A 15,627-nucleotide genomic window follows, 5' to 3' on the forward strand; every position below is an offset into this window, starting at 1 on the left:
CGTAGGGCCTGCGCTTGCGCCGGCTCTACGACCATATTTTGATACCCTTGGTGGCATACGATTGTGACACGGCTTAAAATGTGTTTTAACATCTGATTTTTGGTGGGAGTTCGTGGAAAAGTTGTAAATTTGCATTCGTCATGCTTGATATGCTTAAATTTTCAAAGAAGCCCTACAAGGTAGGTCTTGTCCTCAGCGGGGGCGGGGCCAGAGGTTTCGCACATGCAGGTGCACTGCTTGCGTTGGAGGAAGTTGGTATAAAAGCCGACATCATCGCCGGTGTGAGCGCAGGTTCGGTGGTCACAGCGATGTATGCTGCCGGGATGCGACCCGAAGAGATAATGACGGCATTCGCCGGTGTGAAGTTCGGTGATTTCGCCGAGCTTGGAGTCCCGCGAGACGGTTTCTTCTCGATGGACGGATTCAAGAAGTTCCTTAAAAAACAGATTCCCTACGAGAAGATCGAGGATCTTCCAATCCCGGCTCTTATCTGCGCGACAGATCTTGACAATAATAAGCCGGTAGCTTTCTCGGAAGGTCCGATAGTTGATTGTGTGGCTGCGTCGTGCAGTATTCCTATCGTTTTCAAACCTGTGAGGATCAAAGGGGTGACTTACGTCGATGGCGGAGTGCTCGCCAATCTCCCTGCATGGGCCCTGCGTGACAGCTGCAAGTATCTCATCGGCATCAACTGCAGTCCGGTACCGCCGCGCGGCAAGCCTACGTCACTCATGGATATAGCCCACCGCACTTATGACCTGCTTGTGAAAAATAATTCGCAGAAGCAGATGGATCTCTGTGACCTTGCGGTGAGTGTCAACGATATCGCATCCTACAAAGTATTTAATCTTAAAGAAATAAGGCGAGTGTTCCGTTCAGGCTACGACAGCACTCTCGCCGCGCTTCTTGACGCGGGCTTCACCCATCACGGTCCGCGAAAAAAATCATAAATCATGCGGACAGCTCCCCTCATCCGTGCATATAATAACACTCTGTATCTACACAAAGTAGCAACCATTCAGTATGGATCGTAAACCTATAATCTACCAGTTATTACCACGACTTTTCACCAACACCAACAATCAGTGTATGCCCGGCGGCACATACGTGCAGAACGGATCGGGTAAAATGAATGATATCACCGAGGCAGTTCTTTCGGGGATCAAGGAACTCGGAGTGACCCACGTATGGTACACCGGCGTGATAGAACATGCCACCAAGACCGATTACAGCGAGCACGGCATACGTCCGGACAATCCTTACGTCGTGAAGGGTCAGGCCGGATCACCTTACGCCATCAAGGATTACTATGACATTGACCCTGATCTCGCGGTCGATGTCGAGAACCGTATGGGTGAGTTCGAGGCACTTGTGGCACGCACTCATGACGCGGGTCTTGAAGTGATCATTGACTTTGTCCCTAACCACACCGCACGCTGCTACAACAGCGATGCGAAACCTGAAGGTGTCCGCGATTTCGGCGAGGATGACAATACGGAGATGTTCTTCAGCCCGGATAATAACTACTACTATATAACCCGTCAGCTTTTCGCGCCGTCCATAGATCTCGGTTCAGGCAAGAAGGCATACATCGAGTTTCCGGCAAAGGCTACGGGCGATGACTGCTTTACGGCTTTCCCCGGTGTCAACAACTGGTACGAGACCGTCAAGCTAAACTATGGCCGTGATCCCGGCAACTGGACTGGACACTACCGTCCGATCCCCGACACGTGGATGAAGATGCTCCACATCCTCCGCTTCTGGGCATCGAAGGGTGTCGATGCGTTCCGTTGCGATATGGCCCACATGATCCCCCTTGAATTCTGGCAGTGGGTGATTCCCAATGTCAAGGATCGCTATCCTCATGTGAAGTTCATAGCGGAGCTTTACGATGTCGGGATCTACCGTGATTTCATAAAAATAGGTGGTTTCGACTATCTCTATGACAAAGTGAATCTTTACGATACACTCCGCGGCATTCAGAGTTCCAATTTCTCGGCTGCGACAATCACAAATTGCTGGCAGACAGTAGAAGGTATATCGGAGCACATGCTCAACTTCCTTGAAAATCATGACGAGCAGCGTTTCGGTTCGAAATTCTATGCCGGCGATCCCGCCAAGGTCATTCCGTCGCTCGTGGTCAGCTCAATGATCTCCACCGGACCTATGATGATCTATGCCGGACAGGAATTGGGAGAGCAGGCCACGGATGCCGAAGGTTTCAGCGGCTATGACGGACGGACGACTATATTTGATTACTGGAGCGTCGGGACACTGCGCCGCTGGTATAACGGTGGTAATCCCGATGGATCGCAGCTCACTCCGCGCGAACGATGGCTGCGTGCAAAGTATTGCTCGATACTTAAACTCTGCAATACCGAACGTGCCATCTCAGACGGTCGTTTCTTCGACCTGATGTATGTCAACTATCAGAATCCCACGCTCAATCCTCACCGCCAGTATGCTTTCCTGCGCTCGTGTGACGGCGAGACGCTTCTTATAGCCGTCAACTTCTCGTCTGATTCGTGTGATCTCGCGATCAATATGCCTCTTCACGCTTTCGAGATGCTGAATATCCCGCAGGGTGAGGTCATGGCTACCGAGCTTCTGACACGTGAGTCAGATATGAAGGATCTGAATGCCGACAAACCTTTCCGCACAATGATCCCGCCATACGATGCGGTGGTATGGAAGATCCGCCATCGTGACATCAAGCCGTTGGGATAATTTTTACACGGTTGTTGTAAGCAATTGCCGTTATACAAAAAAGTCGCTTCATCGATCATCGGTGAAGCGACTTTTTTGATTGTACTGTCCGGCTGTTATTTGCTGTTGGCAGGGAGCGTGCGATACTGCTCTGAGTAGCGGAGCACCTGCGGCAGATAGTCCTCGCTGTAAGTGATGGTGACATCGGTGATGTTGCCGTCCTTGTCGGTGACAGGGGTATAGACGGGATTCACGAAGCCCTTGTAAGGAGCGATGTTGAGAGTTGCATAACGGTCAAGGACTTCCTTGTGGAGGGCGGGATCAACCTTGACGGCGTATGTCTCGACGAGGTCACGTCCGGCCTCATAATCGCCCTCGCTCTTGATACGCTGCACTTCGCCGAGGAGCTGGCCGAAGAGGTCGCGGAGCTTGCCGTAGTCGTTGATCTTGATGAAAGTCTTGCCGTCGCGTTTCACCATTTCGATCACGTTGTCGGGCTTACCCTTTTCATAGGCCCAAGCAGCGATGAGCTGACGGTTGCGCATGTGGGCTTCCTCCACATCCTTTCCGGGCTCGATGCGCATGAGCTGTGTCATGAGGCCGTTGAGGATATATTTGTAATATGAAGCCTTATATGCATCGGGGTTGTCGAGCAGACCGAGTTCGAGGAGCTTGGGATCGGCGAGATAGTAGAGCGCGAAGAGGTCAGCGCGGGCTTCTTCGAGTGTAGAACCGTGGGCTTTGAGGGCATCGGGATCTACGCCGGGGAGCAGACGTCCGGAAGCGTGGCCGAGACATTCGTGGAGGTCGGTGTGGAGGTTATCGGTGATGAAGAGATATTTGTCCATGAGATCCGATGTCTCCTGATCAATGACGAACTCTTCATTGAAACCATTGCCGTGCGAAGCCTCATCGTAAGCTTGGGTGATGTTTTCGAGAGTCACGGATTTCGAACCGTGTGCCGCACGGATCCAGTTAGCGTTGGGGAGATTGATACCGATAGGAGTTGCAGGGTAGGAGTCACCCGCGAGGATGGCAGCGGTGATCACTTTCGCGCTCACACCCTTGACTTCGTCCTTGCGGAAACGGGGATCGACGGGCGAGTGCTTCTCGAACCAGTCGGCATTGCCTGAGATCACCTCCGTGCGGTGAGAGGCATCTTCATTCTTGAAGTTGACGATTGACTCGAATGCACCTGTCATTCCAAGGGGGTCACCGTAGCTTTCGATGAAACCGTTGATGAAATCAACTCTTGAATCAGTGTCCTCGACCCATGCGATAGAGTAGTCGTCGAAAGTCTTGAGGTCACCGGTGGTGTAGAAATCGATGAGCTTGGCGATGATGGCACGCTGCTTGTCGTTTTCGGCATACTGGCTTGCCTTGCCGAGAAGATCGACTATACGGCTGATTGATTCGGAGTAGAGACCGCCCACCTTATAGGGCTGTTCGGTCACCTTGCCGTTCTCTTTCACGACGCGTGTGTTGAGTCCCCAAGAGATAGGGGTTGCATCGGTGGTGTCTTTGCGGGCGTTGTAGAAATTCTCGACTTCTGCCTGAGTCACTCCCTCATAGAGATTGTTGGCCGATGTAAGGATGAGATCGGCACCTTCCGCCTGATTGACGCGCTTGGGCATTACATTGGGGTCGAAGATGACGGTGTAGAGCATTTCGGCATTTTCGGGTTGCTTGTCTGCGGGAAGTTTGCCGACGTTTTCAACGAGAAATTCGCGCGAGAAGGCAGGGATGAATTTATCCATCGAGTAGTGATGGTGGATGCCGTTGGCAAATTCTATCTGTTTGAGATATGTTTCGAGAGCTTTGAATTCCTTGCTGTCGCGGTCACCGTCATAGTTCTTATACACGTTCTCGATAAGATCGCGGATGGCAAGATTATATTTGCCGTTCTGATCCCAGAGGATGTCACGACCGGTGAGGGCAGCCTCGGTGAGATAGTAGATAAGTATGCGCTGCTGGGGTGTCAGATTTTCAAAATCGGGCACTTGGTAACGGAGCACTTCAATGTCGGCGAAGCGATCGACTGTGTAGTCAAAGTCTCCTGCTTTTTCGTCAGTGGCTTTCGATGCACATGACGTGATGGCTAAAGCTGCCATAGCGGGGAAGATGAATTTTGTTAAGGACATGATTGATTTATCTAAACTCTAAACTTAAAAATTTACTCCACGTAGAGGACGAGACCTTTGAGGTATTCGCCTTCGGGATGATAGATGTTGACGGGATGGTCGGCCGGCTGGGTGAGCTGATGGAGGATGCGCACACGGCGTCCCGACATTGCTGCGGCGGTAAATACAGCCAGACGGAACTGCTCCTTGCTGATAGCCTGCGAGCAGGAGAAGGTGAAAAGTATGCCGCCGGGGGCTATTTTTTCAAATGCGGCGGCGTTGAGCCGGCGATAGCCTATCATGGCGTTGCGGATGGCACTGCGATGCTTGGCAAAAGCAGGCGGGTCGAGCACGATGAGGTCGTAAGCCCCTTTTTCCATACGTGCGAGGAACTTGAACGCATCTTCGGCGTATGATTTGTGGCGTTCGTCGCCGGGGAAATTCAGCTCGATATTGGCATCGGTCAGTGTGATGGCCTTGGCCGATGAATCGACGGAGTGGACAAGCTCCGCACCGCCTCGCATGGCATAGACGGAGAAACCGCCTGTGTAGCAGAACATGTTCAGTACTCTCGCGCCCTGACTGAATTTCTGGATCAGGGCACGATTGTCGCGCTGATCCACGAAGAAGCCTGTCTTCTGGCCCTTGAGCCAGTCGATGTTGAATTTCAGTCCGTTTTCGATTGCTATGTTGGTGTCGAAACCGCCTACTATATAGTCGTTGACTGGATCGAGACGCGCTTTGAACGGGAGGGTGGTTTCCGATTTGTAATAGACATTCTTTATGCCTGCTCCCGGCAGACGGGTCAGCTCCTCGGCTATAATGTTGCGTGCGAAGTGCATACCGGGACTGTGGGCCTGAAGTACAGCTGTGTCACCATAAATATCGACAACGCATCCGGGGAGGAAGTCTCCCTCGCCGTGGACAAGACGGAAGGTAGTGTTGTCGGGCCGTATGAGACCCAGTCGCTGACGCAATGCCCATGCCTGAGCAAGACGTTCGGCGTAGAACGATGCGTCAATCTCACGTTCGGTCGGATCGAGCAGACGGACGGCTATCGAGCCGATTTCGTAGTGACCGACACCGAGCGGACGGCCGTCGGCGGCCTCGACGCGCACGGTCTCGCCTTCTTCAAGACCTTCCGGCAGGTGTGCGATAGCACCGGAAAATACCCAAGGGTGGAAACGCAGGAGCGATTCCTCCTTGCCGCGTTTCAGGGTTATCGTTTTTAGCTTTGATGACATTGTTTTTGATTGATTTGACAGCTTGCGGTAAAAATCTTATTTAAAGAATGCCCTGAACACATCGTTGCCGTTGGCATATATCAGCAGAAGGAGGAGGAAGGCCATGCCGATGTACTGAGCTACGATGAGCACCTTTTCAGGGGCTTGCTTTCCGGTAATGATTTCCCAGAGCAAGAACATCACGTGACCACCGTCAAGACCGGGGATAGGGATGATGTTCATGAACGCGAGGGCTACCGAAAGAAAGGCTGTGATTTCCCAGAATGAAAGCCAGTTCCAACGTTCGGGAAACATATTGCCGATGGCACCGAAACCGCCGAGGCTCTCCGCGCCTTCCTGAGTGAACACATGCTTCATTGATCCGACATAGTTCGAGAGGGTGGTCGTCCCGATCTCCCATCCTTTGGGGAATGATTCGAAGAAGCCGTAGTCAACGGTGACGGGCTTATACACATCGGTGATCGGTTTGAGTTGGAAACCGAGTTTACCATGGGAATTGGGTGTGACGGTCACACTGACGGTCTTGCCTCCGCGCTCCACCGTCACGGGAATTGATTTGTCGGCATAGAGTTGCAGTGCGGAGGTCAGTTCTGTATATGACGGGGTAGGGATGGTGTCGATAGCCACGATGTGATCCCCTTCCTGAAGTCCGGCTTTAGCAGCGGCCTCACCCGGTACGATACGATCGATATAGACCGGTATGCGGTAGGCAAGGAAACCCTTGTCATCGTTGAGACGGAAAAGGAAGTCGTCGGGTATGTTGATGTTGACGGTGTCCTTGTGGTTGCGGATCACGGTGACCACGTCTGCGTCCGCCATCTTGTAGGGATAGTCGCCCTGCGAGGCGTCGAGCAGTTTGCCGTCGGCCATATAGGGGATGTCGCCGTTGCGGAATCCGATTTTCTGTGCGGCGGGAGTGAAATCGAACCCTTCGGTAGCCGCATCGAAGGGAATATACTGTGCGCCCCAGTGCATGGCTATACCGGCATAGATGAGGATAGCGAGAATGAAATTGAACATCACGCCGCCGAGCATTACGAGAAGGCGTTTCCATGCAGCCTTGGTGCGGAATTCCCAAGGCTTGGGCTCTTGTTTCATCTGTTCGGTATCCATTGACTCGTCGATCATGCCTGCGATCTTGCAGTAGCCGCCGAGAGGTATCCAACCGATTCCGTATTCAGTGTCGCGCCATGAGCTTTTGTTGGGGTCTGCACCGGGTTTCGGCTTAGGTTTCCACTTGAACAGTGAGAAGTAGGGGTCGAAGAACATATAGAACTTCTCGACTTTTATGCCGAATATGCGGGCGAAGATAAAGTGGCCGAACTCATGGATGATGACCAGAAAGGCCAAGGCAACGATGAGTTGGGCTGCTTTTATGAGAAATGTTTCCATAAAATGAGAGTGCGGATTTGGGGATAAGGGTTATATATCAGACATGGAGAGGAATTCGGCATCCGGTGTGTTCCTCGGCAAACTGGATGGTCGCGCGGTGTGTGGCCACATAGTCCTCAAGCGATGGTGACTCGACGAAAGGTATGGCCTCAAGTGCGTCGGTGATCGTAGTAAAGATTTCGGGGAAGCGGATCTTTTCTTCAAGGAACGCGCGGACAGCCACCTCGTTGGCTGCATTGATGATACATGCGGCATTGCCTCCGCGGTTGAGCGCGTAGGGAGCCAAGGTGAGGCATGGAAATTTTTCGGGATCAGGTTTTTCGAAAGTCAGCTGTGCATAATCGCTGAGCATGAGCGAACGCTCGGAGGCGGGCAGACGCGAGGCATCTCCGAGGGCATAGCGTATGGGCAGACGCATATCAGGTATGCCGAGCTGCGCTTTGACAGCACCGTCGATAAACTCGACCATCGAATGGACGATTGACTGCGGATGGACCACAGCCTCGATCCGTTCCGGGGCTATGTCGAAAAGCCAGCGCGCCTCGATGATTTCAAATGCCTTGTTGAGCATTGAGGCGGAGTCGATGGTTATTTTTGCACCCATGTTCCAACGTGGATGTTGCAGGGCCTGTGCCGGAGTCACGTCTGCAATCTGTTCGCGCGTGAATGTGCGGAACGGACCGCCGGAAGCAGTGATGATAAGCTTGCTTACCGTGGCCGGATCTTCTCCTACAAGACATTGATATATGGCTGAGTGCTCGGAATCCACCGGTACTATGCGAGTGGATGCTTCCGTCATGAGCCGTGTGATCAGCTCACCGGCCACAACGAGGGTCTCTTTATTGGCGAGGGCGATCTGTTTGCCCGCACGGATGGCACGTATGGTGGGGAGGAGTCCGCTGTAACCGACGGTTGCGGTCACAACGGTGTCGAAATCCGGACGCTCCATAGCGTCGGCGAGAGCCGCACTTCCGGCAGCGGTCTCTATGCCGAGAGGCGAAAGTACATCGCGCAGACGTTCGTATTTCGATTCATCGGCTATTATTGCAAGTGACGGACGGAATTTGACTGCCTGCTCGATGAGTTGACTGACATTTGATCCTGCGGCAAGCACAGTGGCTTTGAATCGGTCGGGGAAGCGCGAGATTACGTCGAGAGTCTGCGTTCCGATTGACCCGGTTGATCCCAGTATGGCTATATTATGTGGCATGGATTTTGATTTCACAGTTAAAGACGCATTGCGTTTAAGAACTGCAAAAATACGGAAAAATACTCAATTCTGGCACGGTTTTTGCTGAAATAATAGTAAATTTGCATACATTAAGGTAACCGTCGGGTGACTGCCGGATCGCTTCCGGACCGGACTTCCCGCGAATTGCCGATAACCCAAGCCTATGAATCACCATATAGACATTTCCAAGGATATTGAGCGGCTGCTGTCACAGCGTCGTGTCAATGATGCCCTTGACCTGATTGATAATGCCGCCGCTACGCTCGGCGCAAGTCCCGAACTCCGTTCGGCCACATCGCGTCTGCGCGAGAGCTACCGGTTCATGACGCACTACGCTCTAAAAGGTATGCCCGATCCGGCACGCCCGGAACTCTATGCGTCAATCCTTGCCGACATAAGGACTCTTGCCGATGAGCTTCACCGGCGTTCACGTCTTGAGGATGCTCCAACTCTCTATTTCAACACTCTCCGCTATCAGCGGATGCGTCCCGATATAAATATCGCCTCGCTTCTCGATGAATACCGGAGGGTGAACCGCCGTCTGCAGATGGCCATGCTGACAGAGGATGTCGAAAAGGCCGGTAAGGAATTCACGCAACGTGCCGAGGATCTTGAAAAACAGATCTTCAATCAGATATGGACCACCTATCCGCTATCTGTCGATGATGCGGCTGCAATAGGCGCACTGCTGACCGATATCTCGCTTCCGCGCCATTTCAAGCAGCTTGTGGTTTCGTCCGTAATGCTCGGTCAGATGGAGTATCCGGATGAAAAACGCCTGCGTCTGCTGATGGATGCCTACGGCTCGGATGATAGTGAACTGTCGGTACGCGCTCTCTGTTCGTTACTGATCGTCATGTCGATGCAGCGTGACCGTCCTTTCTCGCCTTCGCTCGTGCGTCGTTTCGATTCACTGCGTGAGATGCCCGGATGGAATAAGGATGTCAAGATGGCGTTACTGCAGTTCATACGTGCCCGTGATACTGAGCGCATAGGCCGTAAACTGACCGATGAGGTCATACCCGAAATGATGAAGCTTCAGCCTGAGCTTGAAAAACTCGGTTCGATGCCTGTTGATCCTGAATCAATGGAGGAGAATCCAGAGTGGGCTGAGCTGATTGACAAGTCCGGTGTAGCTGATAAACTGAAAGAACTTCAGGAGATACAGGAGGACGGGGGCGACGTGATGATGGTGACGTTCAGCAAGCTGAAGACATTCCCATTCTTCAACGATATCGCCAACTGGTTCCTGCCTTTCCATACCGATCACTCCTTGATAGCTGGAAGTAACGACGCTTCGGTTCGTATGCTTGCCGATGTGATAGGTGGTGCGCCCGTGTTCTGCAATAGCGATAAGTATTCAGTCATTCTCTCCCTCTCGCAAGTCCCGGAGGCGCAGAAACAGATGATGTCTGCACAGCTTAAAGCCAATTCCGCACAGATGGCTGCCATGAGCATGGGTGATCTTGATCAGTCGCTCAAAGGCCGCGAACGCATGGCGGGTAAGTACGTGCAGGATATCTACAGATTTTTCCGTCTCTTCCGCCGTAAGGGCGAGTTTTCCGATCCGTTTGCCACCACGCTTAATCTCGTGACCGTCCCGCTTCTCGCGGACATTTTCGATGATACGGACACACTGCTGCTCGTAGGCGAATTTTATTTCCGCCACAGGCATTTTGCGGATGCGTTCGATGTGTTCCTGCGTCTCTCTGAGAAAGTCCCCCCTACGGCCCAGCTATATCAGAAGATGGGCTATTGCATGCAGATGCTCGGAGCTGTTGATAAGGCTATCATGTACTACGAGCAGAGCGAACTGTTGAATTCTGAAAGCCGCTGGACCATCAGGCGTCTGGCTAACTGTTATCGCAACGTGCGTGACTGGAAGAAGGCTGTTGAGTACTATTCGCGTATCGCCGCGGCTGAGCCGGATGATGCTGCCATAGCCCAGAATCTTGCTCTCTGCCATCTGGAGGCTGGACAGATCTCCGATGCGGTGAATCTGCTCCATAAGGTTGAATTTCTGCAGGGTGAGTCTGACCGGACGTCGCGTCCGCTTGTCAGATGCGCGCTCCTTGAGGGAGATATCGAAAAGGGACGCCGTTACTCCGGTCATGTCCTGTCGCGCGATCCGTCGGCGACCGATTTCCTTAATGCCGGACATCTTGAGATTCTATCAGGAAATCTTGACGAGGGTGTCCGCCGTTATGCCGAGTCTATCGCCGCCGATAATTTCGAGGTCGGTAACTTTGTCAGGACGATGAGGGAGGATATGGAGACCTATAGTGGCCTCAAGGCTATCGATCCCTTGACACTCGGACTGATATTTGATGAGGCTATCCTCCGATCCGCTTCCCTCGGACATAAAGTCTGAACCATTCTGAACCGGTCAATTCACATTTTATAAACAGAATATGCGTAAAATCCTTTTATCGGCTTTTGCCGCTGCAAGTATTATGATTCAAGCTCAAAATCCATTTTTTCAGGAGTTCACTTCCGCACCCCACGGAGCTGCTCCGTTTGACAAGATAAGTTTTGCCGACTATGAGCCGGCCATTGACCGTGGAATTCGTCTCGGCCTTGAGGCTGTCGATGCCATAGTCAACAATCCGGATGCCCCGACATTCGACAATACGATTGTCGCTCTCGAAAATGCCGATGCGGATCTCAACCGCGTGCTCCTCGTATTTGATCCTCTGCTTTCGGCCATGAGTGACGATGCCATGATGGATCTTTCGATGAAGATCACTCCCCGGCTTTCGGACTATTCCACTTCGGTGTCACTCAATAAGGGCCTTTGGGAACGTGTGAAGCATGTCTATGACCATCGTGCCGACTACAATCTCGCCAAGGAGGACAGTATGCTTCTCAAGAGAACATACGATTCATTTGTGCGTAACGGTGCACTGCTCGAAGGTGAGGACCGCGAGACTTATTCGCGCCTGTCCAGCCGTCTGAGCGAACTGACCACACGCTTCGGACAGAATGTGCTGAAGGAGATGAACACCTACGAGATATGGCTCACAGCCGATGACCTTGCCGGACTTCCCGAAAGTTCTGTCGAAGCGGCCTCGCTTGCCGCTAAGGAGAAGGGGCGTGATGGTGAATATCTCTTCACTCTCGATCAACCTGTCTATATGGCTTTCATGAAGTATAGTGACCGTCGTGATCTTCGTGAAAAGATGTATCGTCTCTACACCGGGCGCAACGTCAAGGGTGAGTACAATAATCTTCCTGTCATGAAGGAGATTGCCGAGACACGCATGAAGATTGCGAATCTCCTCGGTTATCCGACCTACGCCCACTATGTACTTGAAAAGACCATGGCTAAGAAGCCTGAGAATGTCTATGGGCTTCTAAATTCGCTCCGCGATGCCTACATTCCCGCTCAGAAGGCTGAGTTTGCCGAATTGACTGACTATGCGTCGAAACTTGAGGGCAAGAAAATGGAGATCCAGCCTTGGGACTACAGCTACTATTCCAATAAGCTGAAAAACGCCAAGTATGCCTACGATGAGGAGAAATTGCGTCCGTATTTTGAGCTGAACAATGTCATCGACGGTGTGTTCGGTCTCGCCACCCGTCTCTACGGTGTGACGTTCAAGAAGAATCCCGATATTCCCGTCTATCATCCCGATGTAACTACCTTTGACGTTATTGACCGCGACGGTTCGTTCCTCGGTGTGATCTATACTGATTTCTTCCCGCGTTCGAGCAAGCGTCCGGGAGCATGGATGACCGAATTCAAGAGCGAGGAGATCAAGCCTGACGGCACTGTCGTGCGTCCCCATGTCACTATCGTGATGAATTTCACCAAGCCGACCGGATCGAAGCCCTCGCTTCTCACTCCGTATGAAGTCGAGACATTCCTGCATGAGTTCGGACATGCTTTGCACGGTCTTTTCGCAAGCACTAAGTATGCTTCCCTTTCAGGAACTAACGTGCTCCGTGACTTCGTAGAGCTTCCCTCGCAGTTCAATGAGAATTATCTTACCGAAAAGGAATTCCTTGACGGTTTCGCCCGCCACTATCAGACTGGCGAGGCTATTCCGGAGGATCTTGTGAAGCAGATTGTAAGTTCCTCACAGTTTGGGGCGGCATACGCATGTCTGCGTCAGCTCAACTTCGGCCTTATCGACATGGCATGGCACAGCATCACATCTCCCGTGGATGATCCCGCGAAATTCGAGCAGGAAGCCGGTGCATCCGTCGCCATGTTTGATCCTATCGAGGGTTCGGTTACCGGCAGCACTTTCTCACATATCTTCTCCGGAGGATATGCCGCCGGTTACTATAGCTACAAGTGGGCGGAAGTGCTTGATGCCGACGCGTTCGCTCATTTCAAGGAGAATGGAATTTTCGACAGCGAGACAGCTGATTCTTTCCGTCGAAACATCCTGATGCGAGGTGGCACTGAAGATCCCGATGTACTTTATCGTCGTTTCCGTGGCAAGGATGCTTCGATAGACGCGCTCCTTGAACGCGACGGCATCACCCCCGAAACTCCAAAATCCGGCAAACTCTCTCAGCCGCTGGACAAGTAAACGAATGCCATGTGATATTAGCTGAGTATTAATCATCCAAAGATCATATAAACGCCGTGTGATTTTCGAAATCTGAAATCACACGGCGTTTATATGATCTTTGGATTTATCTATTATTGATATGCATGGATAAATTATCCGATGATCAATTCATCCAAGGGGCGTTTCGGGACGATGTGGTGGTCGTTTTCGTCGCGGTAATAGCGGATGTCCGCATCCATTGTGCCGTCCGTGTCAGTCAGCTCCACTGTTTCGGCCGGATAGCCGAGAGCAAGCACGTAGAGCGGTTTATAATAGTCGGGGAGATTTGACACAGTGCTTACGGTTGCAGCATTGAAAGCCTTTATGATGCAGCCGTGGATTCCAAGAGTAGATGCTCCGAGAGTTATAGCTTCAAGCTGAAGACCGTCGTCACAAAGACAGTTGGTTGTAAGGCGTGTGTCAAGACATTGGATAAGATAGGCAGTCGGACGTTCATGCTCTTCCGGACCATCCCAGTCAGTGAGATAACCGGCCCATTTAAGTGCGGGAAATAGAGCGGCACATTCATCTTTCGAGCAGATAATCCTGTAACGTAATGGCTGGAGGTTTCTTGCGGATGGACAGAAACGAACTAGTTCTACGAGGCGGCTCAGTGTGTCATTGGCTATCGGACGCGAGGCATCGAAACGGCGGTAGCTGCGGTCACTTGCAAGCAGGGCTTTCAGTTCATCGAAGGTGGTCATGGTGCGTAATCAGTTTATAGGGTGCGAAATTGTAAGGAGATCATTTTTTAGAAGGAGTGGTATAGCCTGTCTCCGGGAGATAGTCGAAGTAATCGAACACAGCTTCACCTTGTCCGGAGGGAGAAGTTGCGAACAGACCGATGAACGTACCGGTGAAACCTCCGGCGGTCTCCGTGGAGAGATAGCGGGTGTTCATGTCGGCGATAACGGTATAGGTATTCCCGCCATCAAACGAGCAGGCAAACCTATAGGTATTCGGAGAGGCCGTGACTTTAAGCTCGACAGTCGAGCAACCGTCGGGGAGCGGGACGATTGGTTCGTAGTGAGTGAGTTCGTTGAGACGGTAGCGAAGCTCTACGGCTTTGCTCCCGTTTTTCTGACGTGTCAGGAAAAGATCGTAGTGCGACTGTTCGGATGCGAATATGCTTATACCTGCTTCCATCCCGACGGGTGCATCTTCAAGACTCACTTTCGTTACAGCCGTGAAATTGATATGTTCCTGCCGGCGCAGGATCAATGACGGAGATGACTTACGGTTGTCGAGGGTCACGTCTGTAGCCTTTACCCTGAGTTGACCGTTGTCAAGTGAATAGTTGGTCATGTCGGGGTTTCTCAACCACACCCATTCAAATCCGAAGTCTGGGCCGTCAAAATCATCGCGCGGCTCCGCAGGTGCGGAGGGCTGAAGTGGGAGCGTAGGGACATCCATCGTGAGATCTATAGTTCCGTTGCCGTTGACTACCGGCCATGCATCCTTGTCCCATCTTACCGGAGCGAGATAGGTTTCGCGTCCAAGCAGATGATGAGCTCCGTTCTGCTGACGGAATGCCAGACATACGAGCCACCATGATCCGTCGGGAGCTTGGACGAGATCTGCATGGCCTGTTCCCTGAATGGGATTATATTGTCCGGCGCGGTTGAAATGGGTCAGTATCGGGTTTGACGGATTGGGTGTGTAAGGACCGTAAATGTCCTTGCTGCGCGCTATGGTGACACCGTGGCCCATTTCCGTACCACCTTCCGCAATCAGCAGATAGTACCAGCCGTCTTTTTTGTAGATGTGGGGTGCTTCCGGATATCGTCCGCCAGTACCATCCCAGATCCTCCGGCTTTCAGTGAGCTGTTCGCCGGTGAGCGGATCTATCTCACACAGTGTGATTCCGTTGTCGGGATTACTGACCATGTAGCAACGGCCATCCTCGAAGTACAGCGACGGATCGATACCTTCCTGCTTGAGCCACACCGGATCGCTCCATCCTTTGGCCGGATCGGTGGTGTGGACAAGGAAGTTGCCACGGTTGGAGACATTGGTGGTGATCATGTAGAAACGACCGTTGTCATAGCGTATGGTCGGAGCATAGATACCACCCCAGACATTGGCTTCCTTGAGACTCAGCTGACTCTCCCTGTCGAGCACATGGCCGATCTGCCGCCAGTTGACGAGATCCTTGCTGTGATAGATAGGTACGCCGGGAAAATAGCAGAACGATGAGTTGACAAGATAGAAATCATCACCTACGGCCACGACTGACGGATCTGGGTGAAAACCGGGTATAACGGGATTGTCATAACCAGCTGCATTCAGTCGCGGCATGGTGAGCAGGAGACCGATCGCTAGTGCCTGTAAAGTTTTCATGAAATAAGGTTTTTAAGGATAAGTGATGGATT

10 protein-coding genes are annotated in these 15,627 nt (G+C 52.1%); 4 read left to right on the plus strand and 6 right to left on the minus strand.

The window, feature by feature from the left end:
• Positions 1 to 149 precede the first annotated feature (149 nt).
• Complete coding sequence (locus K2G41_RS06045) at positions 150 to 950, plus strand: patatin-like phospholipase family protein (protein ID WP_300116429.1); 801 nt, start codon at positions 150 to 152, stop codon at positions 948 to 950.
• A gap of 73 nt (positions 951 to 1,023) precedes the next feature.
• On the plus strand, positions 1,024 to 2,727 hold the full coding sequence (locus tag K2G41_RS06050) for an alpha-amylase family glycosyl hydrolase (protein ID WP_300116431.1): 1,704 nt from the start codon (positions 1,024 to 1,026) through the stop codon (positions 2,725 to 2,727).
• A 95-nt stretch (positions 2,728 to 2,822) separates the two neighbouring features.
• Here the strand turns inward: K2G41_RS06050 and K2G41_RS06055 are convergent, their stop codons facing one another.
• From K2G41_RS06055 to K2G41_RS06070, 4 genes are read right to left on the minus strand one after another with little or no spacing between them, the layout of a single operon-like run.
• Positions 2,823 to 4,847: a dihydrofolate reductase gene (locus tag K2G41_RS06055; RefSeq protein ID WP_300116433.1), complete on the minus strand. Its 2,025-nt coding sequence runs from the start codon at positions 4,845 to 4,847 to the stop codon at positions 2,823 to 2,825.
• A gap of 32 nt (positions 4,848 to 4,879) precedes the next feature.
• Positions 4,880 to 6,070, minus strand: a complete 1,191-nt coding sequence (locus K2G41_RS06060; RefSeq protein WP_300116435.1) for a class I SAM-dependent rRNA methyltransferase — start codon at positions 6,068 to 6,070, stop codon at positions 4,880 to 4,882.
• A gap of 36 nt (positions 6,071 to 6,106) precedes the next feature.
• On the minus strand, positions 6,107 to 7,462 hold the full coding sequence (gene rseP, locus K2G41_RS06065; protein WP_300116437.1) for an RIP metalloprotease RseP: 1,356 nt from the start codon (positions 7,460 to 7,462) through the stop codon (positions 6,107 to 6,109).
• Between the two features lie 37 nt (positions 7,463 to 7,499).
• Positions 7,500 to 8,672 carry a 1-deoxy-D-xylulose-5-phosphate reductoisomerase gene (locus K2G41_RS06070; protein ID WP_300116439.1) on the minus strand — a complete coding sequence of 391 codons (1,173 nt, stop codon included), beginning with the start codon at positions 8,670 to 8,672 and terminating at the stop codon, positions 7,500 to 7,502.
• Positions 8,673 to 8,856: 184 nt separating this feature from the next.
• Between K2G41_RS06070 and K2G41_RS06075 the strand changes: the two genes are divergently transcribed.
• Both K2G41_RS06075 and K2G41_RS06080 read left to right on the plus strand, forming a co-directional pair.
• Entirely contained in the window at positions 8,857 to 11,064 is a 2,208-nt protein-coding gene (locus K2G41_RS06075) for a tetratricopeptide repeat protein (protein WP_300116441.1), read from the plus strand.
• A gap of 82 nt (positions 11,065 to 11,146) precedes the next feature.
• A complete protein-coding gene (locus K2G41_RS06080) occupies positions 11,147 to 13,234 on the plus strand; it encodes a M3 family metallopeptidase (RefSeq protein WP_300116443.1) in 2,088 nt (695 codons plus the stop codon).
• A 134-nt stretch (positions 13,235 to 13,368) separates the two neighbouring features.
• Here the strand turns inward: K2G41_RS06080 and K2G41_RS06085 are convergent, their stop codons facing one another.
• Both K2G41_RS06085 and K2G41_RS06090 read right to left on the minus strand, forming a co-directional pair.
• Complete coding sequence (locus K2G41_RS06085) at positions 13,369 to 13,959, minus strand: nitroreductase family protein (RefSeq protein ID WP_300116445.1); 591 nt, start codon at positions 13,957 to 13,959, stop codon at positions 13,369 to 13,371.
• A gap of 40 nt (positions 13,960 to 13,999) precedes the next feature.
• Complete coding sequence (locus K2G41_RS06090; RefSeq protein WP_300116447.1) at positions 14,000 to 15,595, minus strand: glycoside hydrolase family 43 protein; 1,596 nt, start codon at positions 15,593 to 15,595, stop codon at positions 14,000 to 14,002.
• Positions 15,596 to 15,627 lie beyond the last annotated feature (32 nt).

Source organism: Duncaniella sp. (assembly GCF_029056165.1).
Classification (GTDB): Bacteria; Bacteroidota; Bacteroidia; order Bacteroidales; family Muribaculaceae; genus Duncaniella.

Bases quoted from the DNA above. Each gene is read 5' to 3' on its own strand.
- K2G41_RS06075 (WP_300116441.1), top strand. From the start codon at position 8,857: ATGAATCACCATATAGACATTTCCAAGGATATTGAGCGGCTGCTGTCA.
- K2G41_RS06080 (WP_300116443.1), top strand. From the start codon at position 11,147: ATGATTCAAGCTCAAAATCCATTTTTTCAGGAGTTCACTTCCGCACCC.
- K2G41_RS06050 (WP_300116431.1), top strand. From the start codon at position 1,024: ATGGATCGTAAACCTATAATCTACCAGTTATTACCACGACTTTTCACC.
- K2G41_RS06060 (WP_300116435.1), bottom strand. From the start codon at position 6,070: ATGTCATCAAAGCTAAAAACGATAACCCTGAAACGCGGCAAGGAGGAA.
- rseP (WP_300116437.1), bottom strand. From the start codon at position 7,462: ATGGAAACATTTCTCATAAAAGCAGCCCAACTCATCGTTGCCTTGGCC.
- K2G41_RS06055 (WP_300116433.1), bottom strand. From the start codon at position 4,847: ATGTCCTTAACAAAATTCATCTTCCCCGCTATGGCAGCTTTAGCCATC.
- K2G41_RS06045 (WP_300116429.1), top strand. From the start codon at position 150: ATGCTTAAATTTTCAAAGAAGCCCTACAAGGTAGGTCTTGTCCTCAGC.
- K2G41_RS06090 (WP_300116447.1), bottom strand. From the start codon at position 15,595: ATGAAAACTTTACAGGCACTAGCGATCGGTCTCCTGCTCACCATGCCG.
- K2G41_RS06085 (WP_300116445.1), bottom strand. From the start codon at position 13,959: ATGACCACCTTCGATGAACTGAAAGCCCTGCTTGCAAGTGACCGCAGC.
- K2G41_RS06070 (WP_300116439.1), bottom strand. From the start codon at position 8,672: ATGCCACATAATATAGCCATACTGGGATCAACCGGGTCAATCGGAACG.